18 protein-coding genes and 1 tRNA gene are annotated in these 22,461 nt (G+C 32.9%); 8 read left to right on the top strand and 11 right to left on the bottom strand.

Annotated features, from left to right (window positions below; all coding sequences use genetic code 11):
* Window positions 1–26: 26 nt before the first annotated feature.
* Complete coding sequence (locus QYZ68_RS01145; RefSeq protein ID WP_301383763.1) at window positions 27–2,948, bottom strand: insulinase family protein; 2,922 nt, start codon at window positions 2,946–2,948, stop codon at window positions 27–29.
* Window positions 2,945–3,661: a hypothetical protein gene (locus QYZ68_RS01140; RefSeq protein ID WP_301383762.1), complete on the bottom strand. Its 717-nt coding sequence runs from the start codon at window positions 3,659–3,661 to the stop codon at window positions 2,945–2,947. Before QYZ68_RS01140 ends, QYZ68_RS01145 begins: the two co-directional genes overlap by 4 nt.
* Window positions 3,662–3,810: 149 nt before the next feature.
* Here QYZ68_RS01140 and serS point away from each other — a divergent pair, with 149 nt between their 5' ends.
* The gene (gene serS / locus QYZ68_RS01135; protein ID WP_301383761.1) at window positions 3,811–5,085 is read left to right on the top strand and encodes a serine--tRNA ligase; all 1,275 of its coding nucleotides are present in this window, start codon (window positions 3,811–3,813) and stop codon (window positions 5,083–5,085) included.
* Here serS and dusA read toward each other — a convergent pair.
* Window positions 5,075–6,082: a tRNA dihydrouridine(20/20a) synthase DusA gene (gene dusA / locus QYZ68_RS01130; RefSeq protein ID WP_301383760.1), complete on the bottom strand. Its 1,008-nt coding sequence runs from the start codon at window positions 6,080–6,082 to the stop codon at window positions 5,075–5,077. The genes serS and dusA overlap by 11 nt on opposite strands.
* 69 nt (window positions 6,083–6,151) lie before the next feature.
* Between dusA and QYZ68_RS01125 the strand changes: the two genes are divergently transcribed.
* The 5 genes from QYZ68_RS01125 (at window position 6,152) to QYZ68_RS01105 (ending at window position 11,446) form a co-directional block, all read left to right on the top strand.
* Window positions 6,152–6,841 carry an SIMPL domain-containing protein gene (locus QYZ68_RS01125; protein WP_301383759.1) on the top strand — a complete coding sequence of 230 codons (690 nt, stop codon included), beginning with the start codon at window positions 6,152–6,154 and terminating at the stop codon, window positions 6,839–6,841.
* 23 nt (window positions 6,842–6,864) lie between these two features.
* A complete protein-coding gene (locus tag QYZ68_RS01120; RefSeq protein ID WP_301384389.1) occupies window positions 6,865–7,566 on the top strand; it encodes a 6-phosphogluconolactonase in 702 nt (233 codons plus the stop codon).
* Window positions 7,553–8,767 (top strand): flagellar motor switch protein FliG, encoded by a 1,215-nt coding sequence (locus tag QYZ68_RS01115; protein WP_301383758.1) that lies wholly within the window; start codon window positions 7,553–7,555, stop codon window positions 8,765–8,767. The genes QYZ68_RS01120 and QYZ68_RS01115 overlap by 14 nt, the downstream gene beginning before the upstream one ends.
* Window positions 8,767–10,548, top strand: coding sequence for an alanine--tRNA ligase (locus QYZ68_RS01110; protein ID WP_301383757.1), 1,782 nt, complete (start codon window positions 8,767–8,769; stop codon window positions 10,546–10,548). The genes QYZ68_RS01115 and QYZ68_RS01110 overlap by 1 nt, the downstream gene beginning before the upstream one ends.
* A gap of 76 nt (window positions 10,549–10,624) precedes the next feature.
* A complete protein-coding gene (locus QYZ68_RS01105; RefSeq protein WP_301383756.1) occupies window positions 10,625–11,446 on the top strand; it encodes a ZIP family metal transporter in 822 nt (273 codons plus the stop codon).
* Here QYZ68_RS01105 and pstB read toward each other — a convergent pair whose 3' ends face one another.
* The 4 genes from pstB to QYZ68_RS01085 all read right to left on the bottom strand — a co-directional run bounded on the left by pstB (window position 11,447) and on the right by QYZ68_RS01085 (window position 15,587).
* Window positions 11,447–12,211, bottom strand: coding sequence for a phosphate ABC transporter ATP-binding protein PstB (gene pstB, locus QYZ68_RS01100; RefSeq protein WP_301383755.1), 765 nt, complete (start codon window positions 12,209–12,211; stop codon window positions 11,447–11,449).
* Complete coding sequence (gene pstA, locus QYZ68_RS01095) at window positions 12,212–13,693, bottom strand: phosphate ABC transporter permease PstA (protein ID WP_476390633.1); 1,482 nt, start codon at window positions 13,691–13,693, stop codon at window positions 12,212–12,214.
* A 56-nt stretch (window positions 13,694–13,749) separates the two neighbouring features.
* Window positions 13,750–14,658, bottom strand: coding sequence for a phosphate ABC transporter permease subunit PstC (gene pstC, locus QYZ68_RS01090; protein ID WP_301383753.1), 909 nt, complete (start codon window positions 14,656–14,658; stop codon window positions 13,750–13,752).
* Between the two features lie 83 nt (window positions 14,659–14,741).
* The gene (locus tag QYZ68_RS01085; protein ID WP_301383752.1) at window positions 14,742–15,587 is read right to left on the bottom strand and encodes a substrate-binding domain-containing protein; all 846 of its coding nucleotides are present in this window, start codon (window positions 15,585–15,587) and stop codon (window positions 14,742–14,744) included.
* Between the two features lie 131 nt (window positions 15,588–15,718).
* On the opposite strand from QYZ68_RS01085, the gene efp reads away from it, so the two are divergent.
* Entirely contained in the window at window positions 15,719–16,297 is a 579-nt protein-coding gene (gene efp / locus QYZ68_RS01080; protein ID WP_301383751.1) for an elongation factor P, read from the top strand.
* Window positions 16,275–16,928, top strand: coding sequence for a hypothetical protein (locus QYZ68_RS01075; protein ID WP_301383749.1), 654 nt, complete (start codon window positions 16,275–16,277; stop codon window positions 16,926–16,928). Before efp ends, QYZ68_RS01075 begins: the two co-directional genes overlap by 23 nt.
* Here QYZ68_RS01075 and QYZ68_RS01070 read toward each other — a convergent pair.
* The 4 genes from QYZ68_RS01070 to QYZ68_RS01055 form a co-directional block, all read right to left on the bottom strand.
* A tRNA-Ile gene (locus QYZ68_RS01070) sits at window positions 16,929–17,002 on the bottom strand.
* Between the two features lie 62 nt (window positions 17,003–17,064).
* Window positions 17,065–18,123, bottom strand: coding sequence for an AAA family ATPase (locus tag QYZ68_RS01065; RefSeq protein WP_301383747.1), 1,059 nt, complete (start codon window positions 18,121–18,123; stop codon window positions 17,065–17,067).
* Window positions 18,124–18,134: 11 nt separating this feature from the next.
* Entirely contained in the window at window positions 18,135–19,979 is a 1,845-nt protein-coding gene (gene mutL / locus QYZ68_RS01060; RefSeq protein ID WP_301383745.1) for a DNA mismatch repair endonuclease MutL, read from the bottom strand.
* Window positions 19,976–22,321, bottom strand: coding sequence for a tetratricopeptide repeat protein (locus QYZ68_RS01055; RefSeq protein WP_301383743.1), 2,346 nt, complete (start codon window positions 22,319–22,321; stop codon window positions 19,976–19,978). Before QYZ68_RS01055 ends, mutL begins: the two co-directional genes overlap by 4 nt.
* Window positions 22,322–22,461 lie beyond the last annotated feature (140 nt).

The following is a 22,461-nucleotide window of genomic DNA, read 5'->3' as shown; positions in this document are numbered from 1 at the left end:
TTACTTTTCTTGTCTCTTGTTCACGTTTAGTGTATCTTTCTTATTTTGTATCTAGTTCCGATTAGAGATTCCAGCTTTTGTTTCTCGTTTTCATAGGTTTCATTATTAACAAGTGATGTCATGCTGTTCTTTTGCCTTAGCTGGCTTAACACTTGTTCAGATGTGTTCCTGATATCTTTGGCCGTTATTTTGAAGTAAGAATTCCTGATGTTTTGTCTCAGCTCGTCGTTAATGTTTAATAGCTTTCTCTTGTAACTCTCAAGTACTTCTCTGGATTTTGTTTTTACATTGGTGCTAAGGCCGATTACTCCTACTAAGTAAGTGTAGAGATCTTCATTTTTTATTTTATTGTTATTGGCTAATTCTTCTAATGATTTTTCAAAGGCCTGATACGTTTTCACAAAGTTTGGGTCTCTATACGATGCAAAAGAAAATATTCCGTTTGTAATAGACACAAACGTTCCATATGCTCCACCCATAACCCTTATTTTTTCCCAAAAAATTCCGCTTTTTAATATGTGAGCTAGGAAGCTTATTTTTGGATATTCTTCATCTGTGATTTTATAGCTTATGAAGCTCATGCAATTAAAAGATATTTTTGACGGAATAATAATTATTTCCTTTAGTGGTTCCTTTAATGATTTTATTGTAGCTAATGCACTTGTGTAGCTTTTTTCAATTAAACTTTCTCTCAGTATAAACAATTCGCTTTCCAGAGCTTTAATCACGTCATTGGTATCTCCTATAATCAGAGATGAAAAACTATTTTTTAAAATTATCTTATTTTTTATCTTTTCTAAATTACAGGCAAGTTCTTTCAGCGATTCTGCATCTGTTTTAACTTTCTGCCAAAACTCCCTGCCCGTAACTCCCATTTGAAGTTCTCTTAAGTAGTTGTTCAAGCTTAGCTTTGATTCTGATCGCGTTATTGCAAAAGTATGTCCTTTAGGGATTAAAATCGATTTAAAATCATTCTTAAGATTTAAGACCACCTCTTTTAATCTATTGTAATCATTAAAATTTATATTAGTTAAAATTTCTCTGATCAGTACAAATGACTCTTTAATTTTGTTATTAAATGATTTAAAGTTTACGTTAAACAAATTTACAATATTCCCATCAATGTCTTCCTCGTAACTTTCGTATATGTTTAAATGTCCCAGAGTATTTTGAATTTTGTTATTTAGATCTACATAAGAATAATTTTTAGTGGACAAATCTTGAATAGCTCTTCTGAACAAGGAAAGAAGTATAAAATCTTCTTTTTCTAAAAAATCTAATCTAAAAAATAAATATACATTAAAAATGTTGTTGTTATTTTTTAATTCAAATGTGTGTGTCTTAAGTTCTGGGATTTCGTTAAGATTTAAGCTTCGTTCAACTTCTTTTGGTAAATCTTCTATCCTAAGCATTGGAAGTTTACTAATGTCAGACTTAAGATCTCCTTTTCTTTGATAATCTTTAAATTGATTATAGTCTTTCGTGAACTCTGCAAGTTTTTCGGGGTCCTTCTTAATTTTGATCTCTACATCCATTAATTTCTCTTCTATCTTTTCTTCCATTTCCTTAATAGTACAATCAGATGGTGTGAAGTTGATTAATGTGTAATGGTTGTTGTTTATTAGGTATTTCTCTATTAGGTATTCAAAATAAAGTTCTCCCTTTTCTAGTTTGCTTTTAATTTCATCCAAATGACAATTAATTTTTAAAGTGTCAGAAGGATGCATGCCATGCATCCAACCTTTAAGGCTTTTGATCATTAATGATATAGCCAGTCCTTGTCCTTTTTCCTCTTTTAGTGCAAATTCGTAACCGAAAAGAACACCCTGTATCAGCTCTTTTGGAATCTTTACTTTAACAAGATTTTTAAGTTCATTGAAAACCATATTCTTAAATTCTTCCGCTTTGCCCGGAATTACATTTTGCAATCCAAACGAGAATATACATTCCCTTATGTCTGTATTGATACCACTAATGTCATCTATACCGTCTCCAATTTTACTTTTCAACATGTTTATAATGAATTGACAAGAATCGTCTAAAAGAATTTCTGATAAAATTACAAGACCAACACTCTCTTTTATGTCTTGAATATCGGCACATAACCAATTGATTGTATATACTCCGAGTGTATTTTCATTTTCTCTTGGAATGAGATAATTTAATGATTTGCTCTGTTTCCATCTTTTTGTTTTTTCTATATCATAGGCAATGTTTAATTTTTCTGCTTTGTAGGGTCTTATTATGTATTTTTCAATAAAATCAAGGTTTGTATCAGTTTCGATATTTCCAAATAAAAATATTTTACAATTATTGAGCGTGTAGTGTCTTTTATAAAATTGAATAAACTCCTCATATGTAAGGTCAATAATATCAACTGGATTGCCTCCAGAGTCATATTGATAAGTTCCTTCACAAAATAAAGAATTAGTGGAAACTTCACTAATCAAAGAATTTTTACTAGAATAGACACCCTTCATTTCATTTAAAACAATTCCAGATAATTTAAAGTGATTGGGGTTAATATTGTACCCTTCTTGCATAAAGGCTTCTTTTTTAAGTAATGGATTAAAAACAGCGTCAGCATATACCTTAAACAAGTTAAAATAGTCCTTCTGTATTGTAGAAGCTGCTGGGTATAAGGTTTTATCTGGAAACGTCATTGCATTTAAGAAAGTATTCAAGCTTCCTTTCATTAAATAAAGAAAAGGATCTTTTATCCTATACTTTCCTGAACCGCAAAAAACGGCGTGTTCCAAAATATGAGCAACTCCAGTATTGTCCATAGGAATTGTCTTGAATGCTATGCCAAAGGCATTTTCTTTAAATGAATCGTTTTTAAGTTCAAATATTTCTAGGCCACTTTCATGCCGAAAATAACAACCTTCAGCATCATATTCTTCTAGATATGTCTTTGAGATTAATTCGAATTTTTTTTTTCTCTTCATTTTTGATCGATTTTATCCTTAATATACTTTGCCACTTCCTCTTCACTAAATTCGAATACATTATCCGTATCTTCTTTTTCATCCAAATTAAATACATAGGCGGGAAATTTTATGACTACGCTTTTATCCTTAAAATAAATCACTGCTTGCTGTAAATCGAAGAGCAAATCGCTTTGGACTTTTTCTGTAATTTTGCTCATAAAGAAAGGAAAGGCTTCCTCAACCTCAATGACCTCGTCTATGTTGTGTATGTAATCTCCATTGTCGCTAATATAGTAACTTCTATAGTTTGTAATGGATATGTCCTTTATGTCTTGAATTGCAGATACTATTATTGTATAGGTATTGTATCCATGGTAGATTTCGTAATCTAGCTTTAAACTTGGTCTTTTAGAACCTTGCCCGGAGTTGTGTGCAATGCTTTCCAAGTTTTTGACGATTTCGTTTGCATAATTTTGAATATCGTTGTTGAACTCTTGGATGCCTCCGTCCGCTACTGTGTTGCCTATTACTTTAGGCAGTCTAATCTTGTATTTAAATAATGCGGATTCCTCTTCCGAGGAAATTGATGTAATGATTAACTCATCAGTTTGGCTGTGGTTTGTGTTAATGTCACCAAAATCGATATTTTTAGTTTTCTTTGTACAACCTACGAAAATCACTAACAAGGACACTAACACGAATTTTTTTTTTACTGTTAATAATGCGAGCATAAATCAACCTCCCGCTGCAAAGGCAACCCAATATTATTCTCAGGTTATTATATAATAATTCTTGTGTTAATTAATATAGATCGATTTAAATTTTATTTTGATTTAATTAGCTAATTAACTTTAGTTAAATTTATTGTGGGAGTTCCCGGATGCTTGATATGAAGTTTATAAGAGACAATATGGATCTTGTTCGTAAAAATCTTAAAGATAGAGGTCTACAGTTAGATATTGATATTTTAGTTGTTCTTGATGATGAACGCAAAAAGCTTGTTACTAGAATAAGTGAACTTAGTGCTATTAGGAATGAAAATGCTAATGCTATGAAAGGGAAAATTGATGCTACGCATAGGCAGGCTTTATTAGAAAGTGGAAGAGCCTTAAAGGCAGAAATTACGGCTTTGGAAGAAAAATTAGAGCATATAACGTCTAAGCTTTTAGTTGAGCACAAAAAGATTCCAAACATTTCTGCTCCCGATGTACCTATTAGTGATAGTGAAGATGGAAGTGTTTTAGTGAAAACTTCGGGAGTTATTCCAGAGTTTAGTTTCAAACCAAAGGATCATTTAGAAATTGGAGTCAATTTGGGCCTTTTTGATTTTGAAAGAGCGCGTGAAGTAAGTGGCAATAAGTTTTATTATCTTAAAAATGAAGGCGTTTTGTTGGAGCTTGCATTGATTAATTTTGCTTTAAATAAACTTAGTCTTAAAGGGTTTGATTTATTTATCACACCAGATGTTGCAAGGGAATTTATAGTTGATGGAATTGGATTTAATCCTCGTGGGAGTGAGGGCAATATTTATAAAATTGAGAATACGGATAAATATCTTATTGGTACAGCTGAGATTACTCTAGGCGGATACTATCATAATACAATACTTGATCTTAAATCACCAATAAAAATGGCAGGACTTTCACATTGTTTTAGAAAAGAAGCCGGAGCAGCTGGGCAATTCTCTAAGGGGCTTTATAGGGTACATCAATTTAGTAAAGTTGAAATGTTTTGTGTTTGTAGGAGCGAAGAGTCTGATTATATTCATGATGAATTTTTGGCATTAGAGGAGGAGATCTTTAGTGATCTCGAGATACCATACAGAGTTTTAAATGTTTGTACTTTTGATCTTGGTGCACCAGTTTATAAAAAGTATGATATTGAGGCTTGGATGCCGGGGAGGGGGGAGAATGGAGAATATGGTGAGGTCACTTCAACTTCGAACTGTACAGATTACCAGTCAAGGCGCCTTAGGACTAGATATAGGGAAGATGGTCAAAATAAGTTTGTGCACATGGTGAATGGAACAGCAATAGCTTCAACAAGGGCCATTATTGCTATCATTGAAAATTTTCAAGATGAAAGGGGAGGTGTTAGAATCCCTAAGAATTTGATTAAATACACGGGATTTGATTACATATCACCTAAGAATTAGAATGGAGAGCGCTGTCTTTTAAGTTTTCCATTGCTTTTAGTAGTATTTCATGGTTTTTGAGGTTTTTAGGAAATGGCGCTGTTAGAGCTTGCCTGAATTTGCAAGCCCCTTCTTTAGCAAACATTATTCCCATTATGTGTTTTAGCACTGTACTTATTGAGAAATAATCATTGTATTCTCTAATATATTCTGCCATTTGTAATAACAGTTCTTTTCTTGTTGGGATTTGTTCTTTTTCTTCTAAAAATTCTCTTGAAGCTGTTGCAATAAAGTAAGGATTTTCTGCTGCTGCTCTTCCAATCATGACGGAATCTACGTGCAATAGGTGTTCTTTGATATGCTTGTTGTTGTTAATGCCTCCATTTGTTTCAATAAATAAATTTTTGTGTTCCTGTTTTAATTTGTATACAAATTCGTGCCTAAGTTTTGGAATATTTCTATTATGTTTAGGTGAGTATCCATTTAATACGGCTAATCGTGCATGGATAATAAAATTTTTGATTTCAAATGTTGCAATTTTGTCTACAAATTGTTTAAGCTCTGTATAAGTTTCTTCGTAGTAATTTTTCTCATGGTTCCTTATTCCTATTCTGTTTTTAATTGAGACTGGCTTATTTGTGTTCTTTCTCATAGCCTGCAAGATTCTGCCCACTTGAGCTGGATTTTTCATTAAGCAGGCTCCGTAATTAGCATTTTGGACTCGGGGAGATGGACAGCCAATGTTAAGATTATATTCATCAAAATTGAATTTGTTTTCAAGAATTTCTATCGCTCTAGCAGCGTCGTTTTCACAGTTTGTTGCTATCTGAATCGCAATTGGAGAATCTGTAGAAGTTTGCTTTACAACCTTGCTTAAGTCGCCCATTGTAATTGACTTTGCAGAAATCATGGGGGTGTATAGGGTAACTTTTTTCGACAACAGTCTTACTAGATATCGAAAATGTGCATCTGTAACATCTACCATAGGTGCTATTGATATTTTTCGTTTTATTAACATTACATAATATGTTAAAATAGATTCCTTGATTTAGCAATTTATTTTTCTTAAAGGCCAGGAGGTGTTGTGGTGTTGGGGCGAGTGTTGGGTTTATTTTCGTTATTGGCGGTTTTATTGTCGTCATGGATCTTGTCCAATGGTATAAGCAATATTGGGATTAAGAATGAAAATTACATTACTGTTAAGGGTCTAAGTGAAAGAGAAGTTGTATCAAATTCTTCAAGTTGGAATCTACAGTATGAGCTAGTTGGTAATACTGTGGATGAAATTAATAGGTTAAATAATGCAAATTTGATAGCAGTAAAAGAATTTTTCGTTGGTTACGGCTTTAATGAAAGTGACATAAAGATTGGATCTATGAACTTTAATATTGGAAATTATCAAGGAACTCTCTACAAGTATAATGCATATGCTTCTTTAAATGTTTATACTAGGGATGTTGATAAGATGGAACAGGCAAGCAATAACATTATCAAGCTTTACAATAAGGGAGTGCTCTTAACTAGTAATTTTGGGCCAAATTATTATTTTGATAAAATCAATGATGTTAAACCTGAAATGCTGGCAGATTCCATTAAAAATGCTAAATTGGCGGCCTTGGAGTTCGCAAATAATTCGGGTGCTACTTTGGGAAAAATTAAAAATGCAAGTCAGGGGTACTTTGAATTTCTTCCAGTTGATAGAAGTTTGGGAAGTCATGAGCTTTATTTAAGGAAGATGTTAAGGGTTGTTACTACAGTTTCTTATTACTTGGATTAGGAAGGTTTATTGAGGGAAGGATGATGGAATTTTTATACTCTAATAAAGAAAGCGATTTGAGTGGTAGGTTCTTTGATTTTTTTTTAAGTAGCGTTAGTCAGGATGATTTTACTAGCATTGGGATTTGCGGTGGACGCAATATTATTTCTTTTTTAAATGTTTTTAATAAGAATAATTATTCACTTAAGAAGTCTCATTTTTTTTTAGTAGATGAGAGATGTGTTGATCTTGGTAGTGATGAGAGTAATTTTAGGCTTTTGAGTGAAGGATTTTTTTTGGAAATGATAGAAAAGAATTTAATCCACAGTTCTAACCTGCACCCGTTTATTTATGATGAGTTTGATGAAGCGTCTTCCATCCACAATTACAACGTTGAATTTAATTCTAGATTTACAAGATTAGACATCAGTATTTTGTCTGTTGGTGAGGATGGGCATATTGCTTCACTTTTCCCTTCAAGAAAGCTTTTGTTTTCTGAGATGGAAGGATACCAGTATGAATATGATGCTCCAAAATCTCCAAGTAAAAGAATAAGTTTGACTCCTAAGTCTTTAAGATTGTCTAAGTCTTGCGTTTTGCTCTTTATGGGGGAAGAGAAGAGGGGTGCTTTGGAAAATTTTTTAAATGCAGAGATTTCTTTAAAGGAGTGCCCAGCCAAGATTTTTAATGGATTTTCCCGTTTATTGGTTCTTACAAATATTGAGGGGGTCTATGCAGGATCCTAGACTTTCTAAGTATCAGAATGCGAAAAATTTAGGAACCAAAACTTTTAACACCAGTTACAGGGAAAATTTGAGTGGCAAAAGTTCTGATGCGGAGATGCAAGGTTCGATGCTGAAGTCTTGGATTAATCTTGTTAAGAAGGATAAGCGCGTATCTGAGGGTGAACAGGTATCTCTTAAGGAATCTCAAAGGCTGGGATTTATTCGTAGAGAAAGTAAGATTACAAAGATAGCAAAGTATTTCCTAGCTATTGGGCTTGATAGATCGTCAAAGATTATGTCTGAGCTTGATGATGATCATATAATCTCTATTACCGAAGAAATTGCCAGGATTAAGTATATTACTCCCAGTGATAAAAGGCGAATCATCGAAGAATTTGAAGAGCTGGTCAGGCGTGAAAGCAGATGTTTAAAGATTGATAATAAATTTACTTATGAGTTGTTGAATAAGTCTTTGAGTAAGTCAAAAGCAAAGGAAATTTATAAGAGAGTTACGGGAATTGATCCTTTTGTGCCTTTTGATTATTTATCTGGTGTCGAACATGAACAGCTTTGGGCTTTAATTAGGGATGAGAATGTGAAGACTCTACTTATAATATACAATTACTTGGCTAGAGAACAGAAGAAGTATGTTTTTTCTATGTTAGAAGATGACATTAAAAAACAATTTATTAAAGAACTTGCTAAGCCAAGGCAATTCAATATGGGTATGGTTGAGATTATTTCTGATAGGCTGAAGGGTAGGTTTGAAATTCAGGGGAAGATTAAGACTGAGAAATTAGATGGGTCTAGAATATTGGTTGATATTTTAAGTTACATGGATTCTGAGGATGAGAAAAATCTTTTAAAGAATATTGATATGAAGGCCTTGAATCCAGTAAAAGATAGTGAGATTAAGGAGAAGATATTTGACATTGATGTAATACTGCGTATTGCAGATAATGATATGCATAATATTTTAAGGGAATTTACAGATAATAATATTGCCATCCTTATTAAGGATAAAAGTGATGAGGTTAGAAATAAGATTCTTTTAAACGTCTCAAGGAGGCGTAAAGAAATTATTTTAGAAGAAGAGTCTTTTTTAAGAAGAGTAAAGAGAAAGGATGTTAGGCAAATGACTGCATCCTTTCTCGATTACATTAAAGAGTTGATCTTAAATGGTGCGCTGACGGTGTATAGAAAGAACGAGGAGTTTGTTTAGTGGAACTTGGTGAGCTACGTAGAAAGTATATAGAGTTTTTTAAGAGTAAAGGTCATGCTGAGATATCGGGTAAATCTTTAATACCCGACAATGATTCCACTGTACTTTTTAATACAGCAGGCATGCAACCGCTTGTTCCTTATCTTCTTGGAGAGATACATCCATCTGGTGACATGTTAGTAGATGTTCAGAAATGTTTAAGAACAGGAGATATTGATGAGGTTGGAGATTTTAGTCATTTAACTTTTTTTGAAATGCTTGGGAATTGGTCTCTTGGTAGCTATTTTAAAGAACGTTCTGTGAAGTATAGTTTTGAATTTTTAACCTCGCCTAGCTATTTAGGTATACCAAAAGATAAACTTTATGTGAGCGTTTTTGAAGGCGATGACTACGTTCCACGGGATACAGAGACGGCGGGTGTTTGGGAAAGACTTGGAATTCCTAGTGATAGGATATTTTATCTATCAAGGGAACATAATTTTTGGGGTCCTGTAGGGAATGTAGGTCCTTGTGGGCCAGATACTGAAATATTTGTTGATACAGGAATAGATAAGTGTTCCATTGACTGCGACATTACATGTGGATGCGGTAAGTATTTTGAAATTTGGAACAACGTTTTTATGCAATACAGGAAAAATGAGGACGGGAGTTATGAGGAACTGTCACGGAAGTGTGTTGATACGGGCATGGGGGTTGAGAGGACTGTTACATTTTTGCAAGGGAAATCTTCAGTTTATGACACAGAGGCTTTCAGACCTATAGTTAAGAGGATTGAGAAAGTATCTGGGAGAGTTTATGGACGAAATTTGGATGACGACAGGGCTATGCGGATAATTGCAGATCATGTTAAGGCAAGTTGTTTTATTCTAGCTGATAATTTTGCAGTTCTTCCTTCTAATGCAGGCCAAGGGTATGTCTTAAGAAGAATTATTAGAAGAGCTATTAGATATGCAAAAAAACTTGAGATAGAGTCTCATTTTTTGGCCAATCTTGTTGATTCTGTTGAGGAAATTTATAAGTCTTTTTATAAAGAAATAACAGAAAAGAAAGATTTTATTAAAAATGAGCTTGAAAAGGAAGAGGAGAAATTTTTTAAAACCTTGCGTCAGGGTGAACAAGAATTTGTTAAACTGATTCAAAAATTATCGGTAAAGGAGATTCCTGGTGAGTTTTCTTTTAAGCTTTACGATACTTATGGATTTCCTTTTGAAATAACGGAAGAACTTGCTTCTGAACATGGGTTTAGTGTAGATAGATTGGGATTTGAAGAACATTTTAGAAAGCATCAAGAGGTTTCTAAGAAGGGAGGTGATAAGGTTTTTAAGGGGGGGCTTGCTGATTGTACATATGAAACCACTAAGTTACACACAGCCACTCATCTGTTGCATAAGGCGCTTCAATTGATATTGGGTGAGCATGTAAGACAGAAGGGAAGTAATATTACTGCAGAAAGACTGAGATTTGATTTTAGTCATCCTCACAAAATGACAGATGATGAGATAAAAAGGGTTGAGGACATGGTCAACTTACAAATAAAGAATGCATTGTCTGTTAAAAAATCTATAATGAGCTTGGATGATGCCATGGCTAGGGGCGCTATGGCTCTTTTTGGTGAAAAATATGACGATGTTGTGAGTGTATATGAGATAGGTAGTTTTTCAATTGAAGTTTGTGGTGGCCCTCATGTTAAGAATACTAGTGAGCTTGGCACTTTTAAAATACAAAAAGAACAGGCTTCTTCTTCAGGTATAAGAAGGATAAGGGCAAGTTTAACTGACTGATGGGCAGTGATTTTGCCGACTAATTGATAAACAATAATTAGTCAATGTTAATTAATTAAATTTAGGAGGATACTTTATGTTTGAGCGTTTTGGGGAATATCTGTTGACTTTGCATCCCGTTTTATTGGGATTTTTAGGATCTACTTTTACTTGGTTTACTACGGCCTTTGGAGCAGCGGCTGTCTTTTTTTTCAGGAGAGTAAATAATAAGATAATGGACGCTATGCTTGGGTTTTCAGCAGGTATTATGATTGCGGCTAGTTTTTTTTCACTTATTCAACCCGCAATAGAGAGAGCTGAAGAGCTTGGTTATGTTACATGGATGCCGGCTGTTTTTGGTTTTCTTTTAGGAGCTTTTTTTATATATGTTGTGGATGTGTTTGTGCCAGATCTTGATAAGCTTACATTTATTGATGAAGATTTAACAAGACACGGGAAAAAGGATTTTTTGCTTTTTACGGCTGTTACGCTACATAATTTCCCGGAAGGGCTTGCTGTTGGTGTTGCATTTGGGGCTTTAGTTGCTACTCCTGATATACATACTTTGGTTGGGGCTATGATTCTTACTTTAGGAATTGGTATTCAGAATATGCCAGAAGGTGCAGCAATCTCTTTGCCCCTAAGACGAGGGAATGTTCCTTTGTGGAAATGTTTCAATTATGGACAGATGTCAGGTTTGGTAGAAATTTTTGGAGGTATTTTAGGTGCTTATGCAGTTTATACTTTTACCAGAATTTTACCCTTTGCCCTATCTTTCTCGGCAGGAGCAATGATCTATGTCTCAATTGAACAATTGATACCCGAATCTAAAAGGAAAGATATTGACAGTAAGGTACCAACCATATTTGGAATCATTGGATTTACTTTAATGATGTTCCTTGATGTTTCTTTGGGTTAATTAGCCAAATTTACCAGTGATATATTCTTCGGTCTTAATGTTTTTAGGATTGAAGAATAATTCATCTGTTGGGCTTTCTTCTTCAATGTATCCGTTAAGGAAAAATGCGGTTTGGTCAGATATCCTCCCGGCTTGTTGCATGTTATGGGTAACTATTATAATGGTATAGCTTTCCTTTAAATTAATTATTAACTCTTCAATCTTTCCTGTAGATATTGGGTCAAGAGCGGAAGTAGGTTCGTCCATCAATATTACATTTGGCTCAATGGCAAGGGTTCTTGCAATGCAGAGTCTTTGTTGCTGTCCTCCTGAAAGGCTTAGTGCGTTTCTGTTAAGCTTATCTTTTACTTCATTCCAAAGAGCAGATTTTATTAAAGATTTTTCAACAACTTCATCAAGTTTTTTTTTGTCTTTAATTCCGTGAATTTTAGGGCCATAGCTTATGTTGTCATAAACAGACATTAAAAATGGATTAGGAGTTTGGAATACCATTCCAATTTTTTTTCTAAGTTCAAGAACATCAAAATTATTTGAGTAAATGCTTTTACCTTCATAAAGTACTTTTCCTTCTATTTTAACGCCTTCCACAAGGTCATTCATTCTGTTAAGCGTTCTGAGGAATGTTGATTTTCCACATCCAGATGGACCTATTAAAGCTGTAATGCTATTTCTCATTATAGATATATTAATATTACTTAATGCTTTAAAGTCCGTATAAAATAAGCTTAAGTTTTCTGTTTGAATGATTGCTTTATCTTTGTTCATTTATTTAATCCTATATAACTTACTGATTAAAAATTTTGATATCAAATTTATTAAGAGCACCATTATAATAAGTATTGATGCTGTTCCAAACCCTTTGTCTAGGTGTCCTTCTTGAAATAGTAACAATAAGTGTACGGTTAAACTTCTTGCAGGCTCGTCTAGAGCGCCTGCAAGCCCTAAATTTGTTCCCATTGTAAATAAAAGCACTGCCGTCTCGCCAAGTGCTCGACCTATTGCAAGAACTATTCCCGTTAAGATGCCTGGACTAGCTGCGGGTAATAAGATTTTAACTATAGTTTCTGTTTTGTTTGCTCCCAGAGCAAACGAAGCGTATTTATATGATTTAGGGATCGATTTAAATGCTTCTTCGGTTGTTTTAATAATCATTGGTAGTATCATTAAAGAGCTTGTTATGGCTCCAGAAAAGACACCCATTCCAAAAATTGGAACAAAAAACATGAGCCCAAATAGTCCGAAGATGATTGCAGGAATTGAGGATAAAATGTCAACACTCATAGATGTTGTTTTGTAAAATACCTTATTTGAAGTGTATTCCGCAAGCAGTATTCCTGTGCCAATTCCTATCGAAATTGAAATTGTGGCTGTCAATAATATCACATAAAAGGTATTAAGGATTAAATAAGAAATACCTCCATATGCACCAGAGTTTCTTGGGGTGGATAATATGAAATTTAAATTTAAGGGCATACTCTTTTTTATGTAGTATAGCTTGAGAAAAGGGGCATTATTTTTATGGAAAGAATGCCACGGCACAATGGCAACCGTACCCTCTTTTTCTTCTACTTCCTTTATTGCATTCTGATCATAAGCTGAGTATTTTATAACATTTGAGTCGATGTTTTTAAGGATTAAGTCATTCCAAGTTTTTTTTCCTTTGAGTAATTTTTCAGCCATCCCTAGGCACAATGTGTTGACAATTTCATTTTCGCTCTTTTGTAGTGTTTTTTTGCCTACTAAAATAGACATAGATTTAATTTTTACGGATTTAATCTCTGGATATTTCTTAAAATTCAATTTTTCAAGTTCTTCTTTTGTTAGAAAACCAATAGCACCCGAAGTTTCATTGACGGTTCGCATCATTTCTTCATTAGATTTTTCTACTCTTATATATCTGTTGTTAAATTTGTTATTCTGTATAAAAGTTGTAAGTATAACTTTTCCGGGTAGGTTTGACTCTGAAATTGCAACGGGTATCGTGTCTATGACTTGATCAGATATGCTACCCCAATGTGAGATTTTGTTATTGTATATGTCATAGATGTCTTTAGTAGTAAGTTCATCTATTTTAATACTTTTATTTATAATAAAGGCAATCTTGATTATCTTGTCCTTAAACGTTAATGGTAGAAAATGGTTTGATTCATTTAAAAACAATGTTTGTTTTTTAGCGGAAAAAAATAATGAATTGTATAATACATAAGATATTAGAAAGAATAATAATGCTATTAAAGAGTAAGAAATTAATTTTATTATGGAAAATGAAATCTTATTTAACAGTTTGTTCACTTGAACTGTATTCACTTGATTTTTAGCCTCTTGGATGAAGAGAGAATAAAGTACTTAATTGAATTTATGACTATTACTGATAGTAATAAAACCAAAGCTGTTGAAAATAAGGCTTCTCTGTGAGTACCGGACGCATATCCCATATCTATTGCAATATTTATTGTAAGAGTTCTGATAGGTGAAAATATATTTTTTACAAATAGAGGGGAACCCCCACCGACCATTAAAACGGCAATCGTTTCACCAATAGCTCTTCCGATGGCTAGTATTACTCCAGCTAGGATTCCTCTTCCGGCGGAGGGAATCATCACTTTATATGTCGTCTGCCAGTCTGTTGCAGCTAGTGCAAGAGACGCTAGCTTGTACGATTTTGGAACCGCTTTAAGCGCTGTGTATGAGACACTAATTATTGTAGGAAGTATCATTATGCTTAAAACTATAGCCGAGCTTATTAGATTGTATCCTAAATTGTCTTCTCTCTTGAATGTGTTCTTTATAAAAGTGGCTATAAACGTGCTTCCAAAAAAACCATACACTACGCTTGGAATTCCTGCTAGTAGTTCTATTATGGTTTGTAGTAATTTTTGATAAATTCCTTTAGCCCTTTCAAAAAGATAAATCGCAAATCCAAGACCAATTGGTAATGCAATGAGGACAGAAAAAAGCGTTGTTAAGGCAGAATTTATAATAAACGACAGTATCCCATAAGACTTTTGTATATTGCTGGTAGGATCCCAGTCGGTGCTAAATAGAAAATTGGAAATCTTAATTCTATTGTGAAGGAAGGGTGCTATCCCATTACTGACAACAAAAAGAATCAACAACAATATCGACAAAGCACTAACCGCTGCGGATGCGAAAATAAAACAGTTAAACCCCAAGCTAACGACACTTCTTTTAGTTTTTAAATTTAACGCCATTCCCTACAAGAATCCCTCTATAGAACTTCAATAAAACCCCTTTTAAACTTAAAAAGTTAGGTTAAAAGGGGTTTTAGGCATTATCACTCGGGGTTTGCAATCCCAATGAAGCCTTGTTCTTCAATAATATCCTGGCCACTCGGACCTAGGATAAATTCAATAAAGTCAAGCGTATTCTTATTCTCAGAAACATTAGTTGTGATCGCAATCAAACTTCTCTTTATATTGTATTTATTCTGTATTATCGTTTCCTTTGTAGGGTATACAGTATTTATTGAAAGTGTGTGCAATCCCTTCTCCATAGAGTTTCTTGCGTATCCAAAACCAATATAACCAATTGAGTATGGAGTAAGACCTGCCTTCTCAATCACTTCCCCATTGGATTTTACCACAATTCCGTCCTGCCTAAATTGAGCCTCTTCAGGATTTTTCAATATTCTTTCAAGAATTAATTTTCTAACAGATGAATATGACCCGGAGGACGAATCTCGGTTTATGAAATTAATCCTAGCATCAGGACCCCCAACTTGTTTCCAGTTTGTAATATTTCCATTAAGTATTCTTGCCAAATCAGATTCTGAGATATTTGTAATCTTAACATCAGGGCTTGTGATAAATATCAAAGTGTCATAAGCAATAACAGTCACTTTAGCTCCCCTAGCTACCTCTTCCTCAGTAGCATCTCTTGATGAGATTGCCATCTTGTAAATACCATCAAATAATCCCTTAATTCCGACACTACTTCCCTGAGCATCATAAGTTACTTTAAGCTGATCGTTTATCTTTCTGTAGCTCAATATCATCTCATCCATAACAGAAGTAGCAGTGGTGGATCCACCAACAGGGATAACATTCTCGTTGCCTCTAGTTGTACAGCTGATAAACGAAAAGAATAGCGAAACAATAAAGAGTACTTTGACATTTCTCATTAAACTCACTCCTTTTACGACTATATATAATATCATTAATTTTAGATAAGTCAATTAAATAGTAAAAATAGTAAATATTTTAATTTTTTGATATAACTTACTGTGCAGGTTATAAATTGATGGGGTACTAGATGGGTGAAATTAAGTCTGGAAAGATTGAAAAAGGTAGTTTTTTACTTTTAAAGGGCGTGCCACATGTTGTCCTTGAACGAGAGTTTTCTAAAACAGGTAGGGGAGGGGCTATTGTAAGATTGAAACTTAAAAATTTAAAAAATAAATCTGTTGTTAGGGAAGCTTTAAAGGGTGCAGATACAGCGGAAGAAATTGAGGTTTTGGAGGTAAAGTCTCAGTATCTTTACAGAGAGGGTGAGAGTTTTATTTTTATGAATTTGGAAACTTATGATCAGTTTAGTGTCAATTTAAGAGATGTTTCAAATCTTGAGGATAAGGTTTTCTTTTTACAAGAAGCAGAAGTTTATTCTCTTGTTAAATGGGAAGATGAAGTTATTGATATTAAGTTTCCTCCTAAAATTGTATTTGAAGTTGTTGATGCTGAGGTTGCTGTTAGGAGCGATACCGTAACTAATGCGATGAAGAATGTAACTCTTCACACGGGTCTTGTAGTAAAGGTTCCTATTTTTATTAATGTTGGAGATAAAATCTTGGTTAATTCTGAAACAAAGGAATATGCTGAAAGAGTTAAAGACTAAAATATTTCTGACGGTTTTTGTTATTTTCTGTTCTTGTGAAATAAGCTACCCTGAGGTAAAAGAGCTTGATTATGTAATCAATTATTATTTCGACAAGAATAGTGTTGATTATTCTATGTCTTTTGATTTTGCTGTTAGAGTTTTAAATGCCAAAGATATAACCAAGTTTGTTATTGAAAATGTAGATACTAAAGAATTTATTGAAGTTTCCAAGAGTAGGTATTCTTCTCTCTTTGTTGAATCTATTTTAGGTAAAGATATTCTTTATTGTAAAGATTTAATGTTTAATGTTGCTGATAAGACTTTTGAAAGTTTTGTGGCTCAAATACATCTTTTCGATACTGGTATGAGAGTATACGGAAAAGACATTGTCATAAATTTAAGTTTATCAAGTGAAGAATTAGCTTTGATTCACGGTTACGTGTATAAATCTAAAAATATTTCGAAACTGAATGAGGCTAGCGGAAATAAGGTATATTTTATTAAAACGCCCAAGGATGAGATTAAGTTTTCAGATCTGGTTGTTAGGATCGAAGACATGTCCGACATTCAAGTGGATGATAACCTGGACAACTACATAGGGTTTTACTACATGGGGAAGAACTCCAATCTATTCTTTAAATTGAACTAATGGGCCCACCAGGACTTGAACCTGGGACCTACCGATTATGAGTCGGGTGCTCTAACCAACTGAGCTATGGGCCCTAAAGGAATCAAATACAGCTTTCCTGACGCCTCTCCACGCTCTAAGCCATTATATTGATTTTTTATTTATTGTCAAGTTCATCAATTTCATCTTGTATGATTTTTATTCTTGAATTTAATTTATTTAACTTGTTTTCAATAGATTCTTTATTCCTTATGAGTTGCTGCATTTTTGTTTTAATTGTTGCTATTTCATCTATTTTGATTGTTTTTGTCAATTCTTTATTCAGCTCCAGTATCTGTTGATTCAGGTTTTCTATTTGTTTTAACAATGGATTAATTGATCCGGCCTTACTTAATCCTTTTTCTACCTTTGCCATCTCAATAAATTCTTCGCCTATTTTTTTAAAAATATCTTCTCTGCTTGTTTCAACAATGTTAATCTTGCTTTCTATCTTATTTTTGTTATTAATTCTATACCTTATGCTCTTATTTTTTGTCTCTTTTATTGTATCGTTTAATGTTTCTATACCTGTTCCAGTCTCATTCATTAATCTAACTTCTTCAATTAGTTCTACGCTTAATTCCCTATTTTCTATAAATTCGTTGACTAAGCTTTCTAAGTTTTCTGAAGACAGATGTTCCTTTAATATCTTTTTCTCAAACTCTTTTGCTATTTTCCTCATATTTACATTATTGAGAAGGTTCCTTATCATTAGCGAGACATTTCCAATAATTTTTTCAAAGAAATTTGGTCCCCCTCTAGGTTTTATTATTTCCGTTTTTTTATGCTCGTTTTTCTCAAGAATCGACTTGGTAAAATTCATCTTGTATTCTAGAATTGGTTGTAAGTTTTTTGGGTAATTATTTATCAATGCCACTATGGTCTTAGTAAGCTTAATTCTATAGGCTTTGAAAATATTTTTTTGACTGTCTTTGCACTTTTTAAGATTTTTGTATAATTCCCTTAGCTTATTTTCGATGTCTTCCGCTTTGCCTAACTCTGCCTTAAGTTGAGCTAATTCCTTCTCAATCAGCTTTAAAGAGGTATAAGAGACTAATTGTTTAAGTTCAATTACGTTGCCACTCCTAAGAGCCCTACCAAGCTCGGATAATTTTTTAGTCCTCTCTAACTCTATCTCTTGAATTTTCGATTTAAGATTCTTGACCATAAACGACATCTGTGTCTATTTTATTTTCTGTTGACATTTTTTTCAAGTTCAAATTTGGAAATTTTACAGTAAATTTTTCTTCCGTGTGGGCAATGTTTTAGGTTTAAATTGAAAAATTCACTTATTAAAAAATTGCTAAAATCAGAGCTTATTGTGTCATTTTTTTTAATAGCCTGCCTACAGGCAACAGTGGCATACAAATCAGATTCCAAAGAGTTAATAGTTTTGCTTTTCCTTGACTGGAAGAATTGGATAATAACATTTTCATGCTTGTTGCAAATATTTGGAATGGATTTAAGTTGATAAGTTTGTTTATTTGTTTTGATAATTACAATGTCTATTCGCTTATATTCTTCTATTTCACTTTCAAGTATTTTTTCTGCATCTTCACAATCTACTTGAAACTCAATTGGTACGAGAAGTTTCTGTATAGTTTTTTTTGAATTTTTAAGATTGTTATATATAATCGTTTCATGAAGTGCATGTTGGTCTAGGAAAAAGATATCATCGTCTTTCTCTACCATTAGGAATTCAGAAAATATTTGTCCTATGTATCTGTATCTACACACTTTTTCTCTTGGGTTTTTAATTGCATTGATCATTGTAGAAGTTTTGAGAAAAATATTTTGTATATGGGTTTTAAAGGATGGTCTATCGTTTTGAGTTGGTCTGTGACTTTCAAATTTGACCTTGTCCTCTATTATATTTGTTATTTTGTTGCTTTGAGCTTTTTCTAAAATTAATTCTTCGTTGTTTGTAATTTTGTAAGGTTGAAAGTCTAAATTTTTTGATTCATTTTCTTCAGGTTCTAACAGATGAGCATCATTTGTCAATTGTCTTTTGATTATTATGTTGTGATAGTCTTGTAAAATCTCTCTTTGTTCTCTGTCAAAGAACTCATTGATATTGCTTGAGATTTGTTTGTGGAGGAAAGGTAGATTGAAAAATCGTACTTCTTTTTTTTGAGGATGTATATTAAAATCAACGTGTCTAGGGTTTACTTCTAAAAACAGATAACATATTGGAAAATTTCTGGTTGTTAATATTCTGCTGTGTCCGTCAATTATTGCTTCAGATAAATTTTTCTCTTCAACGGGTCTTCTGTTGACAAATATTTTTATATTTCTTCTATCTTTTCTCGAAAAATTTGGAGGAGCAAAAAAAAATTTCATTTTGACGTTTTCATATTCTGCTTCTATTTTTCCAAATTTATTATGCTCTATTATCTCTCCATACACACTTTGAACCCTATCTATTAATTTTTCCTTAAAATAAACTTTTTTCAGTTCATTATTTATGCTTAGTCTAAAATCAATTTTAGGATGAGAAACAGCCTTTTCTTCAAAAACTTTTAAACACATTTTTGTCTCAATAGATTCTTTTTTTAAAAATCTTTTTCTTGCGGGAAATTTGTGGAATAAATTTGTAACGTCTACTATGGTTCCATTTATTGGAGATTGTTTTTTAAAATATTTTTCAATCCCGTTTTCAACTTCAATTTGATAACTTTCTTCTCCTGTTGTTGAACTTGTTATTGTTAGATTAGAACAAATCGCAATGCTAGAGAGGGCTTCTCCTCTAAAGCCCAGTGTTTCGATCCTTTCAAGGTCTTGCTCTGCATTAATTTTTGAAGTAGTGTGGGGTAGGTAACATATCTTTAAGTCCTCTGGATTTATTCCGCTGCCATTGTCTGCTATTAGTATTCTTCTCATACCACCCTCTTCAATAAAAACCTCTATTTTATCTGCTCCAGAATCTATTGAGTTATCAAGTAATTCTTTTAAAATAGAGGAGGGTCTATCTATGGCTTCTCCTGCTGCTATTTTTTGTACTAAGCTTTTATCCAAAAATTTGATCTTGTTCATTGCCCTACAATTTTTATTATCCTTCTATTTTGTGTGTAATTAGGAAATTTTTTAATGACTTCTCTAAGTCTTTTATCACTCCCGTTTTCATTATATTCTATCAGTCCTAATGCATGGAGAGCTTCTGGGTTGTTTGAATCTAGTTTAATATACTCTTCTAGTTTTTTCATTGCTTTTTTGTTTTCCTTAGCAGCCAAAAATGTAACGGCTAAGTTATATTTAGCCTCAATATCTGAGTTAGCTTCCAGTTTTTTAAAAATATTTATTGCTTTTTCGTAATTTCTTTGTTTTTTATAAAGTTTTCCAAGATTATTTAATGCTACTGGATGATTCTTGTTACTAATTTTTTCAAGTATTTCAATTGCTTTGCGCTCATTTCCCAATTTTTCGTATGCTATTGCTAAATTTATGTGAGCCGTAATATTTGCAGGGGTTTTTGAAATGATAGTGTTATAGAGTGTTATTGCCCTGTTATAGTTTCCTTCGGTTAAAAAGATTGATGCTTTTAAATATAAATATTCGGGTTTTTCTGGGTTCACAGTGAGAGCTTTATTTACAGCTTCCAGAGCAGCAATGAGACTGTCATTTTCAAATTTTGCTATTGCTAGATTGTAAAGTGCAATGTCATTTACTTCCTGCAATGAAGCACTTGCCATATTTAGGTATTTTTCTCCGTTTTGAAAGTCTCCAATGTGATTTGCAGCAATTCCTGCTTTTATGGCATAGTTAGGATTTTTATTAATATCGTGAGCTCTTTTAAAACTTAAGAAGGCTTGTGTTTTATCGTTATTTTTTTCTTCCGCTATTCCTTTTTTATAAAAAGCAGTGTCATAATTTTGGTCGATTGCAATTGCTTTTTCAAAGGCTTGAATTGCTTTCTTGTTTTCATTTAAAATTAGCAGGATTGTTCCTATATTTATGTATGCTTTTTTGTTGTTTGGATGAACTGTTAGTGTATCATGGAAAGCTTTAATTGCTTCTTTGTGTTTCTTTAGTTTAAATTTAATTACCCCAATTTTGTAGTAATCTTCTGCTTTTTTTGTAATGCTTGCAATTTTTTCATAAATCTCTTCAGCCATCTTGAAATTACCTTTGCCTTCATTTGTTAGTGCCAGTGTTTTAAGGGAAATTAAATCTGTTGAAGTTCTTTTATCGGTCTCTTCTGTTTTGATTTTATCATCCAATGAAATATTCTGTGTAGTGGAAATTTCTTGCTTAGAGCTCTCTTTTACAAAAAGCTCCTTATTTAAAGGAGCTTTTTGTAGGCTAATTGATTTAAATTCATCATATTGCTTGATTAGATCAAGCAGTGCCTGGGCGGCTTCTTGATATTTTAATTTGTCAATTAAAGTGTTCACCCTATTAAAATTATCGTTTAATCCCCTTTTAATGAGTTCATTAAGTCTTGTCTTCCCAGTAGAAGGATTTCCAGTATTAATATTGTCTAATATTTCATACAGCTCTTTTTTTATAAAGTAGCCATAGGGTCTCTCTATCTTTTCAACAGTCTGACTCTGTGGTTTAGGTAGAATTCTTGGAGTGGGTTGCTCTATTTTTATTGGGGGCTTTATTTCTAAAGAATCAGGCTCTTCTTTGGGGCGTTCAGATTGGCTCGTTGCCTTTGTTTTAGAACGGTTTGTAAGTTTTTCTCTAGAAACATCCTCGCTTTGTTTATGTTTTACTATTTCTTTTTTCTGATTTTCTAATTGCTTATCTTTAGTATTTAACTCTTTGTTTAAGCTATCTTTTAATTTTTTTAAGTTAAGTAAATTCTTCTGGTTATCAGTAGATTCTTTGTTGTTTACGTTCGACTTTTGCTTATTCTCAATTTTACCTTTATTGTTGCCTAAATTTTCAGGTACTTTACTGCGTCTAAACTCTAAAATATCTTCGTCTTCAATACCAGTATCTTCCTTTCTATCAGCATAGTTTTCCACTTCTGTATTATCTTTAATGTATCTATTATTAAAATCAATATCAGAGTCTCCATTGTTAATGGGTATTAATTCTTCTTTTCCTTGTATTTTATCTAATATTTGATTAGCGGTATCTCTTTGCAAGCTTTTTGATTCAAAAGGACTATTATTGGCAAGTTCTGCTAATGTACCCTCAAGCATTGCAATATCAGTGTTTTTTGGATACTTATCTTTCAGTATTTTCGTTATTGAATAAGCTTTTTTGTAGTCCCTATCCATAACACTATTTTTTACTTCATTTAGCATTATCTCCTGGTTTCTTTTGTCTAGTCTGTCTTTATACACATAATAACCAAGTGACGCGAATGAAGAAATAAGCAGAAATATTAAAACTAATAGTATAGGTAAGCTTTTTCTGTTATTCATCTATGGTTAACTCCTCTTGCAAATTAATTTTTTCTAGTTCAATTAAAGAATCTGTCTTCAAATTACCCTCAAATTCTTCTTTAGGACTATCTTTACTATCTTTACTATCTTTACTATCTTTACTATCTTTACTATCTTTA

Origin of the sequence: Borrelia sp. P9F1 (assembly GCF_030436115.1) — a bacterium.
Classification (GTDB): domain Bacteria; phylum Spirochaetota; class Spirochaetia; order Borreliales; family Borreliaceae; genus Borrelia.
Note: the sequence above shows the minus strand (reverse complement) of the source record. Positions and strands in the feature narration are given on the sequence as shown.

Bases quoted from the DNA above. Each gene is read 5' to 3' on its own strand.
- QYZ68_RS01120 (WP_301384389.1), top strand. From the start codon at position 6,865: ATGGAATTTTTATACTCTAATAAAGAAAGCGATTTGAGTGGTAGGTTC.
- QYZ68_RS01065 (WP_301383747.1), bottom strand. From the start codon at position 18,123: ATGTCGTTTATGGTCAAGAATCTTAAATCGAAAATTCAAGAGATAGAG.
- efp (WP_301383751.1), top strand. From the start codon at position 15,719: ATGGGTGAAATTAAGTCTGGAAAGATTGAAAAAGGTAGTTTTTTACTT.
- QYZ68_RS01055 (WP_301383743.1), bottom strand. From the start codon at position 22,321: ATGAATAACAGAAAAAGCTTACCTATACTATTAGTTTTAATATTTCTG.
- pstB (WP_301383755.1), bottom strand. From the start codon at position 12,211: ATGAACAAAGATAAAGCAATCATTCAAACAGAAAACTTAAGCTTATTT.
- QYZ68_RS01105 (WP_301383756.1), top strand. From the start codon at position 10,625: ATGTTTGAGCGTTTTGGGGAATATCTGTTGACTTTGCATCCCGTTTTA.
- QYZ68_RS01085 (WP_301383752.1), bottom strand. From the start codon at position 15,587: ATGAGAAATGTCAAAGTACTCTTTATTGTTTCGCTATTCTTTTCGTTT.
- QYZ68_RS01140 (WP_301383762.1), bottom strand. From the start codon at position 3,661: ATGCTCGCATTATTAACAGTAAAAAAAAAATTCGTGTTAGTGTCCTTG.
- mutL (WP_301383745.1), bottom strand. From the start codon at position 19,979: ATGAACAAGATCAAATTTTTGGATAAAAGCTTAGTACAAAAAATAGCA.
- pstC (WP_301383753.1), bottom strand. From the start codon at position 14,658: ATGGCGTTAAATTTAAAAACTAAAAGAAGTGTCGTTAGCTTGGGGTTT.
- serS (WP_301383761.1), top strand. From the start codon at position 3,811: ATGCTTGATATGAAGTTTATAAGAGACAATATGGATCTTGTTCGTAAA.
- QYZ68_RS01145 (WP_301383763.1), bottom strand. From the start codon at position 2,948: ATGAAGAGAAAAAAAAAATTCGAATTAATCTCAAAGACATATCTAGAA.
- dusA (WP_301383760.1), bottom strand. From the start codon at position 6,082: ATGTTAATAAAACGAAAAATATCAATAGCACCTATGGTAGATGTTACA.
- QYZ68_RS01115 (WP_301383758.1), top strand. From the start codon at position 7,553: ATGCAGGATCCTAGACTTTCTAAGTATCAGAATGCGAAAAATTTAGGA.
- QYZ68_RS01075 (WP_301383749.1), top strand. From the start codon at position 16,275: ATGCTGAAAGAGTTAAAGACTAAAATATTTCTGACGGTTTTTGTTATT.